The sequence below is a fragment of the Streptomyces sp. NPDC041713 genome (assembly GCF_055591085.1).
Map to the genome: position 1 here is coordinate 587,605 of NZ_JBVIZY010000006.1, position 14,279 is coordinate 601,883.

The following is a 14,279-nucleotide window of genomic DNA, read 5'->3' on the forward strand; positions in this document are numbered from 1 at the left end:
TGTGTGCCTCCCAGGAACGTCACACTTCCGACGCCCACACCGCTCGGAGCCCCAGCTCCCCCTCTCGTCGAGGGAGACGTCGTTCGTCTCGGGCCGTCCCCCGGGTCGTGCAGCCAACGCACCATCCCAAATCCCGCAATCCAGCGGGTGCCCCTGTGAACCTTGGGAGTAGGCACCATGACCCAGTCGTCAGTGGAGCCCAAGACCACCGCAGAGGACGCGGGCCCCGGCTCACGCGTCCCGGCCGGAAGGTCTTGGCTCGACCGGTACTTTCACATATCCCGGCGGGGATCCACGGTCGCGCGCGAGGTGCGCGGCGGTATCACCACCTTCATGGCGATGGCGTACATCGTCCTGCTCAACCCCGTCCTGCTGTCCGGCAAGGACGTGGCGGGCGACACCATGGGCCAGAAGGCCCTGATCACCGCGACGGCGCTCGCCGCGGCGGTCACCACGCTCCTGATGGGGTTCGTCGGCAAGGTGCCCCTGGCGCTCGCCGCCGGGCTCTCCGTGTCCGGCGTGATCTCCTCGCAGGTCGCCCCCGAGATGACCTGGCCGCAGGCCATGGGCATGTGCGTCATGTACGGCGCCGTGATCATGCTCCTGGTGGTCACCGGGCTGCGCGAGATGATCATGAACGCGATCCCGCTCGCCCTCAAGCACGGCATCACCATGGGCATCGGGCTCTTCATCGCCATCATCGGCCTGGTCAAGGGCGGCTTCGTGCACCCCGGCAAGGCCACCCCGCTCTCGCTCGGCCCCGCAGGTGAACTCTCCGGCTGGCCCGTGCTGCTCTTCGCCGGCACCCTGCTCCTGATCTTCATGCTGCAGGCGCGCAACACCCCGGGCGCGATCCTGATCGGCATCGTCACCGGCACCGTCGTCGCCGTCGCACTCAACGCGTTCGACGTCATCGACCCCAAGCAGTGGGCGAACGGCGCCCCCGAACTGCACGGCAGCGCGGTCTCCTCGCCCGACTTCTCCCTCCTCGGCGACGTCGAGTTCGGCGGCTGGGGCGAGGTCGGCGCGATGACCGTCGGCATGATCGTCTTCACCCTGGTCCTGGCCGGCTTCTTCGACGCGATGGCCACCATCATCGGCGTCGGCACCGAGGCCAACCTCGCCGACGAGAAGGGCCGCATGCCCGGCCTGTCGAAGGCGCTGTTCATCGACGGCGCCGGCGGCGCCATCGGCGGCGTGGCGGGCGGCTCCGGCCAGACCGTCTTCGTCGAGTCCGCGACCGGCGTCGGCGAAGGCGCCCGTACGGGCCTCTCCTCGGTGATCACCGGCCTGTTCTTCGCGGCCTGTCTCTTCTTCACGCCGGTCACGGCGATCGTGCCCCAGGAGGTCGCGTCCGCCGCGCTCGTCGTCATCGGAGCGATGATGATGATGAATGCCCGGCACGTCGACTGGGCCGACCGCGCCACCGCCATCCCGGTCTTCCTGACCGTCGTGCTCATGCCCTTCACGTACACCATCACCACCGGTGTCGCGGCGGGCGTCATCTCCTGGGTCGCCATCAAGATCGCCCAGGGCAAGGCCCGCGAGATCGGGGCCTTCATGTGGGGCCTGACGCTCGTCTTCATCATCTATTTCGCGCTCAACCCCATCGAGAGCTGGCTGGGCGTCCACTGAGGCGCCGTGCCCTCCGCACACCCGTAGAGCCTTGAGGAGGCCGAGATGCTGGACATCGCCGACGAGCTGAGCCGGTGGGTCGAGCAAGGACGTGACTTCGCCGTCGCCACCGTGGTGGCCGTCGGCGGGAGCGCACCCCGGCAACCGGGCGCCGCGCTCGCCGTCGACAGCGAGGGCACGGCGATCGGCTCGGTCTCCGGCGGATGTGTGGAGGGCGCCGTCTACGAACTCTGCCAACAGGCGCTGGAGGACGGCGAGACCGTCCTGCAGACCTTCGGCTACAGCGACGAGGACGCCTTCGCCGTGGGTCTGACCTGCGGCGGCATCATCGACATCCTCGTCACCCCGGTCCGCGCGGACGCCCCGGCCAGGCCGGTGTTCGCCGCCGCCCTGACCGCCGCGTCCGCGGGGGAGGCGGCGGCGGTCGCGCGGGTCACCTCCGGGCCCGCCGATCTCCTCGGGCGCGCCCTCCTCATCCGTGCGTCGGACGAGGAGGGGACGTACGAGGGTGGCCTCGGCGGCCACCCGGAGCTGGACCGCACGGTGGCGGCGGAGGCGCGCGCCCTGCTCGACGCGGGGCGCACCGCGACCGTGGAGATCGGCGAGGACGGATCGCGGTGCGGGCAGCCGCTGGTCGTGCTCGTCGAGTCGAGCGTCCCGCCGCCCCGCATGATCGTCTTCGGCGCGATCGACTTCGCGTCGGCGCTGGTCAGCATCGGAAAGTTCCTCGGCTACCGCGTGACCGTGTGCGACGCGCGGCCCGTCTTCGCGACGGCGACGCGCTTCCCCGACGCCGACGAGATCGTCGTCGAGTGGCCGCACCGCTACCTGGAGAGCACCGAGGTCGACGGCCGCACCGTGCTGTGCGTGCTGACCCACGACGCCAAGTTCGACGTGCCGCTGCTGCGGCTCGCGCTGCGGCTGCCGGTCGCCTACGTCGGCGCGATGGGTTCGCGCCGCACACACCAGGACCGCAACCAGCGCCTGCGTGAGGTGGGCGTCACGGAACTGGAACTGACCCGGCTGCGCTCCCCGATCGGCCTCGACCTGGGCGCGCGCACGCCCGAGGAGACGGCCCTGTCCATCGCGGCAGAGATCGTCGCCCACCGACGCGGCGGCAGCGGCGTCTCCCTGACCGGGGCGCACACGCCCATCCACCACGACGGAACGCGGTCCCCTTCGGGGCGGATCGGGTCGGTGGCTTGAGGGGGTTGGGGGGCGGGATCAGGCGGGGGGCCGCCGGGACCAGGCGGCCAGCCGGCAGGCCCGCAGCGCTCGTCGGTTTCCCTCCTGCCAGGGGGCGGTCGTCGTGCGGTGCCGGTCGGGGCGGGGTGGTTGTCCGACGGGGTCGGCTGTGCGCGTCGCGCGGGTCCGGCCCGCGGAGTCGGCTGTGCGCGCGGAGTCGGCCGGCTGGCGGCCCTCGCAGGGGCCCGTGCTGCCCGAGCCGGCCGCGGTCGTCGATGTGGTGCAGCCCCGCAAGCCGCAGGCTCAGCCCCGCGTGGCGCGGCGATGGGCCAGCCTCGCCCCGGGGCTCGTACGTCTCCGCGTCAGGTGCCGCCGCCCGGTGCAGGTCCGGTTGCGAGGAGGCGCTCCGCGGCGTGGGCGAACATGCGGCGGGCCACTGACGCCAGTGCCCCGTCGCAGAGCGCGGGCAGCCACCGTACGCGGAGGTCTTGGGGCCAGACGACGGTGCAGTCCGCCCCGGGGACCGGCCCGCCGGGCTCGTCGGCTTCCGCGTCAGGCGCGGCTGTTACGTGCGCGGTCCGGTCGCGATGAGGCGGTCTGCGGCGTGGGCGAACATGCGGCGGGCCACTGACGCCAGTGCCCCGTCGCAGAGCGCGGGCAGCCACCGTACGCGGAGGTCCTCGCGCCACACGACGGTGCAGCCCGACCCGGTGGACGCGGGGTAGACCTCGATCTCGGCCCAGCCCGTCACGAACGTCGCCCGCTTCTCCAGGCGGCACCGCCCCGGTGCGGTGCCGTCCGGCGGGCACCATTCCACGACCTCCATCACGTCGTCGAAGCCGACGGGGCCGAGCGCGCTGCGCGCGACGAAGACCGTGCCCACGTGGCTGGGCGGGGGAGTGCGGACGGTGACGCGGGTCAGCGGGACCACGTCGCCGTGCCGCTCCCAGGTGGTCAGCCGCCGCCAGACCTCGTCGGCGGGCAGGGACACGTCTCGGGTGATCTGGAAGATGGCCACGGCGTCGAGCCTGCCAGGCCGGCCCGTGGGCCTGCCAGGTCGGCGCGCGGACGGCCGCCTCCGCCGGGTCCCGGTGACCGTGGCTTTCGGGTCCCGAGGTGTGGGCGCGGGCGGGGGTGGGAAGGTCACGCTCGTCGTCCGCCCGCGGACCAGGCCGGCCGGGCACGCCGGCCTCCGCGCGACGACCATCAGTCGGCTCACCCCCCCCTCACCCCACCCCGAGGAGAGTCGCCATGCGGACCGGCAGCGTCACGGCAGCGGGGCCGGGTGCGTAACGTCTGGCCGTCCGCGCGGAGGAACTCGGCTTCGACAGTTTCTGGGTGTACGACACGCCCATGCTGCACGGCGACCCATTCGTGACGCTCGCCCTCTGCGCCAACGCCACCCACCGGATCAGCCTCGGCATCGGCGTGACGTCCCCCGCACTGCGCTCGGCGCCCGCCGCCGCGGCGGCCATCGGCAGCCTCAACTCCCTCGCCCCCGGCCGCATCGTGTGCGGGGTCGGCACCGGCAACACGGCCCGCCGGACGCTCGGCATGCGCCCCACGAAGACGGCGGACCTGGAGTCGTTCACGGCGGCCCTGCGCGATCTCACACCGACCCCAGGTTCCACCAGACGCTCTACCGCGACTACCTGGGCCGACTCGCCCCCGAGGACCGCGACCTCATCGTGCCGTCCCTGGTGGACAGGTTCGGCCTGGTCGGAACGAGGGGCGAACTCACCGCGTGTATCAACGATTTGGAGAAGTCGGGGGTCGACGAGCTGATCATCCAGCCCGTCGTGGACCCGGAGGCCGAGATGGCCGAGTTCGCGGGGCTGCTCACCTGACACATCGCGGGGCTCGGCCACGGGGGCAGGGTCCCGTGACGGCAAAGCCCCGTGACGGCTGGACCTAGCGGTAGACCTTGCCCGGCTCCGCCTTGCCCGGCGCGAGCAGTTGCGGCACCGTCACGAAGACGTAGCCACGCTTTTTCAGCTCGTCGATGACGCCGGGGACGGCCGGCACGGTCCCCTTGTAGATGTCGTGGAGCAGGATGATGCCGTCCCGCTTCGTCTGGTCGAGGACCCGCTTCTGGATCAGCTTGGAGTCATTGGTCGTGTAGTCCTTGGCCGTGACGGTCCACAGGACCTCCGAGAGGCCGAGCTCCTTGGAGAGCTTGTTGACGTCGTCGTTGGTGCGGCCCTGCGGCGGCCGCATCAGCGTCGGCTTCTTGCCTATGAGCTTCTGTATCGCCTTGTTGGGGCGCTCCAGCTCCTCGCGCGCCTCCGAGGCGTCGACCTTCGTCAGGATCTTGTGCGACCAGGTGTGGCTGGCGACCTCGTGGCCCTCGGCGTCCATCTGCTTCACGAGCTCGGGGTACTTCTCGATGTGGTTCTTGCCGAGCGTGAAGAACGTGGCGTGGACCTGCTTCTCCTTGAGGATCTTGAGCAGCCTGGGCGTGTTCTCGCTGGGGCCCGCGTCGAAGGTCAGCGCCACGCACTTCGCCTTGCGGCAGTCGACGGCACCCGTCTTCCCCTGGTCGGCCGCCTTCACGGCAGCCGCCGCGTTGCGCACGGTGCTGGGCGAGGTGGTGTGGAGCTGTGTACACCCCGTCATCACGAGGGTGAGGGCCGCCCCCGTCGCGAGGGCGGAGGCGGTACGACGGAACCTCTTGGGCGATCGCGTCATCTTGCTGCCAGAAGGGCTGTTCAAAGCGGGCATGCCAGCACTATACACAGCATGTATACACGTGGTTTATAGCGGTCCGCTCACCCTCACTCCGGCTTGATCGTCCGGTCACTTTCCGTGTTCGACGGCCGGGTGGTGGCCGGCTACGTACGGTCAGGTGACCCCCGGCTGCGTACGGCCAGGCGATGGCCGGCTACGTACGGCGAGGTGGCGGCCCGCGACGCGGGTCCCGCGACGTGGGCCCCACGCCGTCACCCCCACCTCAGCGGACCCGCCCCCACCAGTCGGCGCCCGCCAGCAAAAGCGGGCCCGCCGTCTCGGCCAGGCTCAGGACGGCGCGCCGCCCCGCCGCCCGCCACAGGGGGCGGTCCCGCGCCTCGGGGGCCGCGTCCCGCTCCGCCGGAGCCCGGCCCTCCGTCGCCTCGCCGTCCCCCCGAACCTCGCCTCGGTCGTCTCGCACGCCAACCTCCTCCGCTCCAGGGCGCGTTGCCCTCGACCGCACCTGGTGTGCGGCCGGTGACCTCACCTTCGGGCCGTACGGCGCCGTGACCCCGTACTCCCGGGTGAACCGGGCGAGCGGCGCACTATCCTGCTGGTCAGCGCCCCTGCGGGCCGCCGCCCGGATCGCCTGTTCCGGGGGGAACGGGCAGGGCGGACAGGGAGGGGCGGACGGCAGGGGGTGGTCGCCGACGGGGGAGGGCGCGGAGGGATGGGCACGGCAAAACACAGGCTCTGGTTCCAGCTGCGCGAACTGCACGAGCGCGCGAGGGCGGCCCGGCGCGCCCAGGGGCTGCCCGACTCGCAGGCCGCGATGGAGCGGGAGCTCAGGGCCCGTGACCCGGCGGGCGCGCGGGGCTTCTCCGGCAAGCGGATCAGTGACTGGGTGCCCGCCGAGGCGTCGCGCCTGGCCATTCCCCAGGCGCGGAACGACGACCGTGTCGTCGCGCTCGCCGGCCTCTGGGCCGAGTGGGCCGGCGAGCCCGCGCCCGGACGCGGACTGCGCGACCTGCTGGACGAGGCGCGCGAGGAGCAGGCGCGCGAGCGGTTGTGGGAGGAGCGGGGGGACGGGGGCGCGCGGCCGTCGACCCGCGACCATCCGACGGTACGGGACGTCACCCCCTGGCACCTTGAGGTCCGCCGCGCCCAGCATCCCGGCGCCCCCGACCCGACCGCCGAACCCCTCACCCCGTACCTCATCCGCGACCACGACCACGCCCTGCGTGCCCACCTCAAGTCCGCGCTCCACGGCGGGACTTCGGTGCTCGGCGTGCTGACCGGTGACTCGTCGACCGGGAAGACGCGGGCTCTGTACGAGGCGGTCCTGGACGTCGCCCCGGACCACCGCCTGCTGCGGCCGACGACTGCCCGCGCCCTCCTCGCCCAGCTGGCCGACGGCGAGATCGGCGACGGATGCGTGCTTTGGCTCAACGAGCTCCAGCGGATCCTGCACGACCGCGAAGGGGACGACGCCGCCTCGGAGTTGGCCGCGGCCCTCCAGGAGCGCGTCGGCATCGTCGCCGTCGCGGCGCTCTGGGAGGACCCGTACTGGCGCGAGTTCACCGCACAGGGGCGGCCCGGCGACCCGTCACGGCATACCCGGACCCTGCTGACCGGTCCGCACGCCCGGCGCTTCCGGGCGCCCCGCACGCTGACCGACACCGAACGCGCCCGATGGCGCCAACTGGCCCTCGACCACGGGGACGTCCGCCTCCACTCGGCCGGACGCGCGGGCGCGGCGGACGGGCAGGTCGTCCAGCACCTGAGCGGCGGGCCCGAGCTGCTGGCCGACTATCGGAGCGGACCCGGCGGCCACTTCACCCCGCGCGAGCACGCCCTGGTCACCGCCGCGCTCGACGCCCGCCGCCTCGGCCACCAGGCGCCGCCCTCCGCGTCCCTCCTTGCCGCAGCGGCCGACGGCACCCTCGCCCCGTACGACCGGGCGTCCACCGCGGACTGGGCCGGCCCCGAACTGGACGCGCTGGCGGGCGCCGTACGCGGGGACGGTGTGCGCCGCACCCTCGTACCGCTGAGCGCGGTGCGGGAGTTCGCCGGCGCGCCGCCGCGCTACGAACCCGCCGACTACCTAGTCCAGCACGCCGGCCCCGCCCACCGGAGCCCCGCGGGCTCCACGGCGCTGTGGGAGGCACTCGTCCGGCATACGGCCGACCTCGAGGATCTGCACCGGCTACAAGGTGCGGCCTGGCGGCGCGGCCTGATCGGATACGCCCTGCGCCTTGACCGGCGCGCGGCGCTCGCCGGCGCCCCGGACGCGTGCACGCGCGTCGTCGAGCGCATGGCCGGGCACCCCGACGCCGCACAGGCCGCCGCGTGGGCGGCGTCGGCCCACCCGCACCCGTCCTACGGCGACGCGACCGCCCGCCTCCTCACCGCCCTGCACAGGTCGGGGTCCCCGGCGGCGGTGGCCACCCTCGCCCGGCGCACCGTCGCGGCGACCGACCCCACGGACGTCAGGGCCCTCGCCGAACTCACGCGGCTCCTGGCCGGATACGGCGTACCGGACGAAGTCGTCGCACCCCTCGTCGACTCCCTGGTGGCCCAGGTGGACCGGGTCGACCCCGATGCCGTCATCTGGGTGCTGCGGGAGCTGGCCGACTCGCCCGCCCACCGGGCCGTCGAACCGCTCGCCCACCACGCGGCCGCCCACGCCACGCTGACGAACGGCTGGAATGCAGCGCACAGTTGGCGTTTGGGGCAGCTCCTGCGCGTGCTGAAGGAGGTCGGAGCGAGCGACGCGCTGGACACCCTCGTGGCCCGCGTCGTGGCCTCCGCCGAGCACGGACAGCCCGATGAACTCCCCGGGCTCATCGACGTGTTGCTGCAAGTCGGCGCCGAACACGCCGCCCGCACCCTTCTCGCCCGCAACCCCGCCGCCCGGATCGCCCTCACCGAGGCCGACGTCGTCCTACGGCTGCTCCACGTGCTCCGCGAGGCCGGTGACGACGACGGCGTACGCACCCTGCTCGACCGCTCACCCGGCCGGCACGTCGACGTGGTCGGCCCGGACCTCTACGACATCGGAACGCTCCTCTGCCGGCTGCTCACCGAGCTTCAAGGCCTGGGCGCGGTGGGGGAGTTCGCGCTGCTCGCCGAGCGCGTGGCGGCGGGAGTCGACGTGGAGGGCCCGGACGAGGTGGCGGCGTTCCTCGACCTGTTCCACACCGCCGGCCGGACGGACTGCGCACGCCGGCTGCTGGCCCGCGCCCCGATGTCCGGCATCGACTACTACGACCCGGCGGAACTGCGCCCGCTTCTGCACGTGTTGCTCGGTACCGGCGCGACGGCGGAGTTCGACGCGCTGGCGGCCTGTGTCGCCCGCGACGTGGAGATCACCAATCCGGACTTCGTCGACGAGGTCGTCCAGGTGCTGTGGGAGGCGGGCGAGGACCGGGGGATCGCCCCGCTGACGGAGCGGGCGCTCGCCCATCGGCCGTGCGAGGAGATGGTCTTCCTGACCGGCTCGTTGCGCCGGGCCGGAGCGGCGGAGGCCGGCGCACGGCTTGCCCGGCACATCGCCGAGCACGTCGAGAACCCGGACGTGAACACCATGGACCTGGTCCTGTGGGCGCTGCTGCGGGCCGACGCGCCCGACGCCGTGCGCGTCCTGCTCGGCCGCGGACTCCTGGACCGTCTCGACGTGACCGACCACAAGGACTGGTACACCCCCGCAGACCTCATCGAGACCCTGTGCGAGCTGGGGGAGACCGAGGCGGCGGCGTCGATCGCCGGACAGGCCGTCGCCACGATCGAACTCACCGACACCCACGACGTCGGCCAACTCGTCGCCACCCTCACCGCCCACGACCTGACCGGCCCGCGCGGGGACCTCGTCCGGCGCGCGGCCACGGGCGCCGCCCTGACCCACATGAACAGCGTCGCCCGGCTGATCGAGGCGTTCCTCGCGGCCGGCGAGACCGACGCGGTCGACGTGCTGCTGCGCCGCGACCCCCTCGCACACGTCGACCGGGGCGGGGCCACGGACTCCTGCCACCTGGCGCTCGTGACGGCCCTGCGCAAGGCCGGGTCGCCGCGGGCCGACGAGTTCGCGCGGTGGTCCCGTGCGGCCGGCCGCCTCCCCGACGAGCCCCGCCTGCCGTACGGCTCGGACCTCGACGGCAACCCCGTATCCCCGTGGACGTGGGACCACATCGTCGTAGCGGACCGGCATCTGACGTAACGCCAGGACCACCACCGGAGCACGGTGCCGGACCTGGTGCTGGAGGCGAGAGGGCCGGCGGCTCGCACGACGGCCCCCCGTCACGACGCCGCGCTACGCCGAAGTCCGTCGGGGGAGACCGGGTCCGGTGAAGTCGTGATAATCGCTGGATTCGACGTCGGTCCGACCTCTACCTTCGCACGGTGAACCACTATGCGATGTCAGCCGAGGATGCACTCGCGCTTCTGAAGCGGCTCCACGCCCACGGCGTAGACGCGTGTGTGGGTGGTGGGTGGAGCGTGGATGCACTGCTCGGGAAGCAGACGAGAGATCATTCCGACCTCGATCTATGGGTGCCGGCCGCACACCTTGACCCGCTGTTCGTCGCGTTCGGGGAGGCCGGCGTCGACCGGATCCTCCCGTGGCCTGGTGACAGGCCGTGGAACTTCGTCCTGCACGACGGCGCAGGGTTGCGGGTCGACTTGCACCTCTACGAGTCGCTTGCGGATGGATCGCTGCACTACGGATCCGTGGTGGATGGTGCTGTCTTTCCGGCCGAAGCACTCGCCGGACACGGTTTCATCGCCGGGACCGCTGTGCGTTGCGAGTCGGCCGAGTGGGCGGTGCGCTGCCATACGGGATACCCGGCTCGTGATGTCGACCGCCACGATGTCCCCTTGCTGTGCCGGAAGTTCGGGATCCCGCTGCCTGAGAGTTTCGAGCCCCGCCCGCCGAGCCGGCCCTGACGCTTGCGGTTCGCGGCCTGATCCCCGGGTTGCGGGATGACTGCTCGGATCCCGCGCCGTCACAGGTGGCGGCGGATCGCCCGCGACGAGTAGGCCTCGTCGGCCAGGACCACGTCGGGGTGATTCTGGGCCGTCCGGTCTGTCCGGGCACGAAGGCGAGTGGCCGGCAGCGGCTGTCGACCCACTCGAGGTCACCCTCGGCATCGGCCTGGGCCAACAGTGCGGTGAAGACCTTCTCCCACGTCCCGTCGACCATCCACGTCCCGTCGACCGCCCACATCCGCAGCCGGTTGTGAGCACCCTTCCACGACCCGAAGCGCTCCGGCAGCAGCGGCTCGATCCGCGCCCACTGCACGTCGCTCCCCCATAATGTGCAGACGCGAGGAGGAAACCCTCCGCCCCACGAGGAGGAAGATGTCATCGTCCCGCCGGCCTCGCGCCGCGCTCGCCATGTCGGGCAGGGCGGCCGAGGCCGTTCTGGAGCCGCACGTCCTCGCCACCCTCGCCGAGCTCACCGACCTCGAACCGCCGCCCGTAATCGACGACTTCGGTAGCGAGCGGACCCGTGCCGTGCTCGCCGACGTCGAGCTCCTCGTCACCGGATGGGGCTGCCCGCCGCTCACCGCCGAGGTGCTCGCGGGCGCCCCGCGGTTGCGCGCCGTCGTCCACACGGCCGGCTCCATCCGCGCCCACGTCACCGACGCGTGCTGGGCGCGCGGCATCCAGGTGTCGTCCGCCGCCGCGGCCAACGCGCTGCCCGTCGCCGAGTACACCCTCGCGATGATCCTGCTCACCGGAAAGCAAGTCCTGGAGAGCGCCCGCGACTTCCGCGTCACCCGCACCGAGGTGGACTGGCTGCGCACGCCTCGCGACGTCGGCAACTACCGCCGCACCGTGGGCATCCTCTCCGCCTCGCTGATCGGCCGCCGCGTCATCGAACTGCTGCGCCCGCACGATCTGCGGGTGCTCCTGCACGACCCGTACGTCACCGAGGAAGAGGCCGCCGCACTCGGCGCCGAACTCGTGTCGCTCGCCGAACTCTTCGCCCACAGCGACACGGTGAGCGTGCACACGCCGCTGCTGCCCGCCACCCACGGCCTGGTCGGCCCCGATCTGCTCGCGTCCATGCGGCCCGGCGCCGTGCTCATCAACACCGCCCGCGGCGCCGTCGTCGACCAGGACGCGCTCACCGAAGCCGTCACGGCGGGCCGCGTCCGTTCGGTGCTCGACGTGACCGACCCCGAAGTCCTGCCGCAGGACCACCCGTTGTGGGAGAGCGACCACGCCCTCCTCACCCCGCACATCGCGGGCTCCCAGGGCAACGAGTGGCGGCGCCTGGCCGAACGCGCCGTCGACGAGGTCCGCCGCTGGGCTGCAGGCGACGGCTTCGCCCACCCGGTGCCGTACGACCGACTGGCGTACCTCGCCTGAACCGACGCGCGGCCTCACCGACGCGGGCTAGCGCGCTTCCGCTGCCGCCGACGGCCGGGCGCCGAGCCCGTACCCAGGCTCCGCGCGCCCACCTCCCCGTCCCCCCCCGTACCGTCTCAGCGCCCGAAGCCACGGTCCCGGTCGTGCTGCAGCAGCACCCGCACCAGCTGCCACACGGCGGCCGCGCCGCCCAGTGCGCCGCCGCTCCAGCGCAACGCCTTGTCGACGCCTCCCGGCAGCTCCCAGATCAGAGCGGGCGCCTGCACGGCGCCGAAGACGAGGAGGCCGATGACCGACGCGCTCACGAGCGCGAAGACGATCTCGACGGTCATCGCGTCCTTCTCCCAGCGCGACTCGCGTCCCTTGTCCATGGACGGAGTTTCGCACAGCGGCTCGCGGAGGCTCGGTCGCGGCTGAGGGGCCTCTCCATCCCCGCCGGGGAAATCTGGCCGAATACCCCCTTGTGTCCGCACCTTGGGGGCCTGTTTCACGCGAGGGTAAGGTTAGGCTAACCTCGCCTCGTGCATGAAGGTCAGGCAGGTGAAGAGACGGGCGCGAACCCGAGCCCCCCGGGCCAGGAGCTGTCACGCCCCCCGGGCCAGGAGCCGTCGCGCCCCCCAGGCCACGAACTGTCCGCCACGGGCGTCACCGTGGCGTACGACGGCGTCGACGTCGTACACGACGCCTCGATGACGCTGCGACCCGGCGACGTCACCGTCCTCGTGGGGCCCAACGGCAGCGGGAAGTCGACGCTCCTGCGCACCCTCGCGCGGCTGCAGCGCGCCCGTACCGCCTCGCTCGTCATCGACGGCACGACCGACGGACTCGCGCTCGGCCCCCGCGAGTTCTCCCGCCACGTCGCCCTGCTCACCCAGGGCCGCCCCACCCCCAGCGGACTGACGGTGCGGGACGTCGTCGAGTTCGGGCGCTACCCGCACCGGGGGCGATGGGGCAAGGCCGACCCGGGCGGCCGGGCCGCGGTGGACCGCGCGCTCGCGCTGACCGGCGTGACGGAGCTCGCCGAGCGCGGCGCCGAGCACCTGTCCGGCGGGCAGCTCCAGCGCGTCTGGCTCGCCGGCTGCCTCGCCCAGGAGACGGGCGTGCTCCTGCTCGACGAACCCACCAACCACCTCGACCTGCGCTACCAGGTCGAACTCCTCGACCTCATGCGGGACCTGGCGGACGACCACGGCATCGCCGTCGGCGCCGTCCTGCACGACCTCGACCAGGCCGCGGCCGTCGCCGACCGGATCCTCCTGCTCCGCGCGGGACGGATCGTCGCGCACGGCACACCAGAGGACGTCCTGACCCCGGAGCTGCTCACCGACACGTACGGCATCCGCGTCGACGTCGACACCGACCCCCTCACCGGCCGCCTGCGCACCCGCGCCGTCGGCCGCCACCACTCGCGAAGCGAAAGGCTCAGCGCCACCTCATGAGACGCCTCCTGTTCACCGCGGCGGCCACCACCGCCGCGGCCCTCGCCCTGTCCGCCTGCGGAACCACCGAGCCCGCCGCCGACGACGCCAAGAAGAGCGCCGGTTCCCTCACCCTCACCGACGGCACCGGCACCAAGGTGCACCTCGACGGGCCCGCCCAGAAGGTCGTCGGCACCGAGTGGAACGCCGTCGAGAGCCTGATATCCCTGGGCGTCCAGCCGACCGGCGTCGCCGACGTCAAGGGCTACAAGACGTGGGACACCGCGGCCCCGTTGACGAACGACCCCACCGACGTCGGCACCCGCGGCGAGCCGAGCATGGACACCCTCGCGTCCCTCAAGCCCGACCTCATCGTCGCCACCACCGACCTGCCCGCCGCGGCCGTGAAGCAGATGCGCAGGATCGCCCCGGTCCTCAACCTGCGTCCCGCCGACGCCGAGGACCCGATCGGCCAGATGACCGAGAACCTCGACCTCCTCGCCAAGGCCACCGGCACCACCGAGCGGGCCGGCCAGCTGAAGAAGGACTTCGAGGCGAAGCTCGCCGACGGCAGGAAGAAGCTCGCCGCCGCCGGACACGACGGCACGAAGTTCGCCTTCGCCGACGGGTACGTGACCGGCAACCAGACCTCGATCCGCCCGTACACCAGCGGCTCGCTCCTCGGCGCCGTCAACGAGAAGCTCGGCCTCGAGAACGACTGGAAGGTCAAGGGCGACAAGGCGTACGGCCTCGGCGCCACCGACGTCGAGGGCCTCACCAAGCTCGACGACGACGTGCGGTTCGCGTACATCGGCAACGACGGCGACAAGGGCAGCAACCCGTTCTCCGGCGTCCTGAAGAAGGACAAGGTGTGGACGTCGCTGCCGTTCGTGAAGCAGGGCAACGTGCACCGGCTGCCGGACGGCATCTGGATGTTCGGCGGCACCGAGTCGATGAAGCAGTATGTCGACTCCGTCGTCGCGGCGCTGAAGAAGTAACCCC

Annotated in this window: 12 protein-coding genes and 2 pseudogenes; 9 read left to right on the forward strand and 5 right to left on the reverse strand. The window is 72.5% G+C overall.

Going from position 1 to position 14,279, the window contains the following annotated elements:
• Positions 1-177: 177 nt before the first annotated feature.
• Both ACZ6CV_RS21970 and ACZ6CV_RS21975 read left to right on the forward strand, forming a co-directional pair.
• Positions 178-1,635 (forward strand): NCS2 family permease, encoded by a 1,458-nt coding sequence (locus tag ACZ6CV_RS21970; RefSeq protein ID WP_362366392.1) that lies wholly within the window; start codon positions 178-180, stop codon positions 1,633-1,635.
• Between the two features lie 45 nt (positions 1,636-1,680).
• Complete coding sequence (locus ACZ6CV_RS21975; protein WP_469252410.1) at positions 1,681-2,841, forward strand: XdhC family protein; 1,161 nt, start codon at positions 1,681-1,683, stop codon at positions 2,839-2,841.
• Positions 2,842-3,385: 544 nt separating this feature from the next.
• Here the strand turns inward: ACZ6CV_RS21975 and ACZ6CV_RS21980 are convergent.
• A complete protein-coding gene (locus tag ACZ6CV_RS21980) occupies positions 3,386-3,838 on the reverse strand; it encodes an SRPBCC family protein (RefSeq protein ID WP_469252411.1) in 453 nt (150 codons plus the stop codon).
• 335 nt (positions 3,839-4,173) lie between these two features.
• On the opposite strand from ACZ6CV_RS21980, the pseudogene ACZ6CV_RS21985 reads away from it, so the two are divergent.
• Both ACZ6CV_RS21985 and ACZ6CV_RS21990 read left to right on the forward strand, forming a co-directional pair.
• Positions 4,174-4,380 (forward strand): annotated as a pseudogene (locus ACZ6CV_RS21985) (LLM class flavin-dependent oxidoreductase); the annotation flags it as partial.
• A gap of 128 nt (positions 4,381-4,508) precedes the next feature.
• Positions 4,509-4,667: a hypothetical protein gene (locus tag ACZ6CV_RS21990; protein ID WP_469252478.1), complete on the forward strand. Its 159-nt coding sequence runs from the start codon at positions 4,509-4,511 to the stop codon at positions 4,665-4,667.
• 64 nt (positions 4,668-4,731) lie between these two features.
• Here the strand turns inward: ACZ6CV_RS21990 and ACZ6CV_RS21995 are convergent, their stop codons facing one another.
• Complete coding sequence (locus ACZ6CV_RS21995; RefSeq protein WP_469252412.1) at positions 4,732-5,541, reverse strand: polysaccharide deacetylase family protein; 810 nt, start codon at positions 5,539-5,541, stop codon at positions 4,732-4,734.
• A gap of 229 nt (positions 5,542-5,770) precedes the next feature.
• Positions 5,771-5,968 (reverse strand): hypothetical protein, encoded by a 198-nt coding sequence (locus ACZ6CV_RS22000; protein ID WP_469252413.1) that lies wholly within the window; start codon positions 5,966-5,968, stop codon positions 5,771-5,773.
• Positions 5,969-6,217: 249 nt separating this feature from the next.
• Here ACZ6CV_RS22000 and ACZ6CV_RS22005 point away from each other — a divergent pair, with 249 nt between their 5' ends.
• Positions 6,218-9,703, forward strand: a complete 3,486-nt coding sequence (locus ACZ6CV_RS22005) for a hypothetical protein (protein WP_469252414.1) — start codon at positions 6,218-6,220, stop codon at positions 9,701-9,703.
• Between the two features lie 182 nt (positions 9,704-9,885).
• A complete protein-coding gene (locus ACZ6CV_RS22010; protein WP_469252415.1) occupies positions 9,886-10,428 on the forward strand; it encodes a nucleotidyltransferase domain-containing protein in 543 nt (180 codons plus the stop codon).
• Here the strand turns inward: ACZ6CV_RS22010 and ACZ6CV_RS22015 are convergent.
• A pseudogene (locus tag ACZ6CV_RS22015) lies at positions 10,407-10,606 on the reverse strand (IS5/IS1182 family transposase); the annotation flags it as partial. The gene ACZ6CV_RS22010 and the pseudogene ACZ6CV_RS22015 overlap by 22 nt on opposite strands.
• Positions 10,607-10,842: 236 nt before the next feature.
• Here ACZ6CV_RS22015 and ACZ6CV_RS22020 point away from each other — a divergent pair.
• On the forward strand, positions 10,843-11,859 hold the full coding sequence (locus ACZ6CV_RS22020; protein WP_469252416.1) for a hydroxyacid dehydrogenase: 1,017 nt from the start codon (positions 10,843-10,845) through the stop codon (positions 11,857-11,859).
• 116 nt (positions 11,860-11,975) lie between these two features.
• Here ACZ6CV_RS22020 and ACZ6CV_RS22025 read toward each other — a convergent pair whose 3' ends face one another.
• Positions 11,976-12,230: a DUF6332 family protein gene (locus tag ACZ6CV_RS22025; RefSeq protein WP_469252418.1), complete on the reverse strand. Its 255-nt coding sequence runs from the start codon at positions 12,228-12,230 to the stop codon at positions 11,976-11,978.
• 210 nt (positions 12,231-12,440) lie between these two features.
• Here ACZ6CV_RS22025 and ACZ6CV_RS22030 point away from each other — a divergent pair, with 210 nt between their 5' ends.
• The gene (locus tag ACZ6CV_RS22030; protein WP_469252474.1) at positions 12,441-13,298 is read left to right on the forward strand and encodes an ABC transporter ATP-binding protein; all 858 of its coding nucleotides are present in this window, start codon (positions 12,441-12,443) and stop codon (positions 13,296-13,298) included.
• Positions 13,295-14,275, forward strand: coding sequence for an ABC transporter substrate-binding protein (locus ACZ6CV_RS22035; protein ID WP_469252419.1), 981 nt, complete (start codon positions 13,295-13,297; stop codon positions 14,273-14,275). Before ACZ6CV_RS22030 ends, ACZ6CV_RS22035 begins: the two co-directional genes overlap by 4 nt.
• Positions 14,276-14,279 lie beyond the last annotated feature (4 nt).

Coding starts and splice junctions, on each gene's coding strand:
- ACZ6CV_RS21970 (WP_362366392.1), top strand. CDS start 178: ATGACCCAGTCGTCAGTGGAGCCCAAGACCACCGCAGAGGACGCGGGC.
- ACZ6CV_RS21975 (WP_469252410.1), top strand. CDS start 1,681: ATGCTGGACATCGCCGACGAGCTGAGCCGGTGGGTCGAGCAAGGACGT.
- ACZ6CV_RS21995 (WP_469252412.1), bottom strand. CDS start 5,541: ATGCCCGCTTTGAACAGCCCTTCTGGCAGCAAGATGACGCGATCGCCC.
- ACZ6CV_RS22005 (WP_469252414.1), top strand. CDS start 6,218: ATGGGCACGGCAAAACACAGGCTCTGGTTCCAGCTGCGCGAACTGCAC.
- ACZ6CV_RS22020 (WP_469252416.1), top strand. CDS start 10,843: ATGTCATCGTCCCGCCGGCCTCGCGCCGCGCTCGCCATGTCGGGCAGG.
- ACZ6CV_RS22025 (WP_469252418.1), bottom strand. CDS start 12,230: ATGGACAAGGGACGCGAGTCGCGCTGGGAGAAGGACGCGATGACCGTC.
- ACZ6CV_RS22035 (WP_469252419.1), top strand. CDS start 13,295: ATGAGACGCCTCCTGTTCACCGCGGCGGCCACCACCGCCGCGGCCCTC.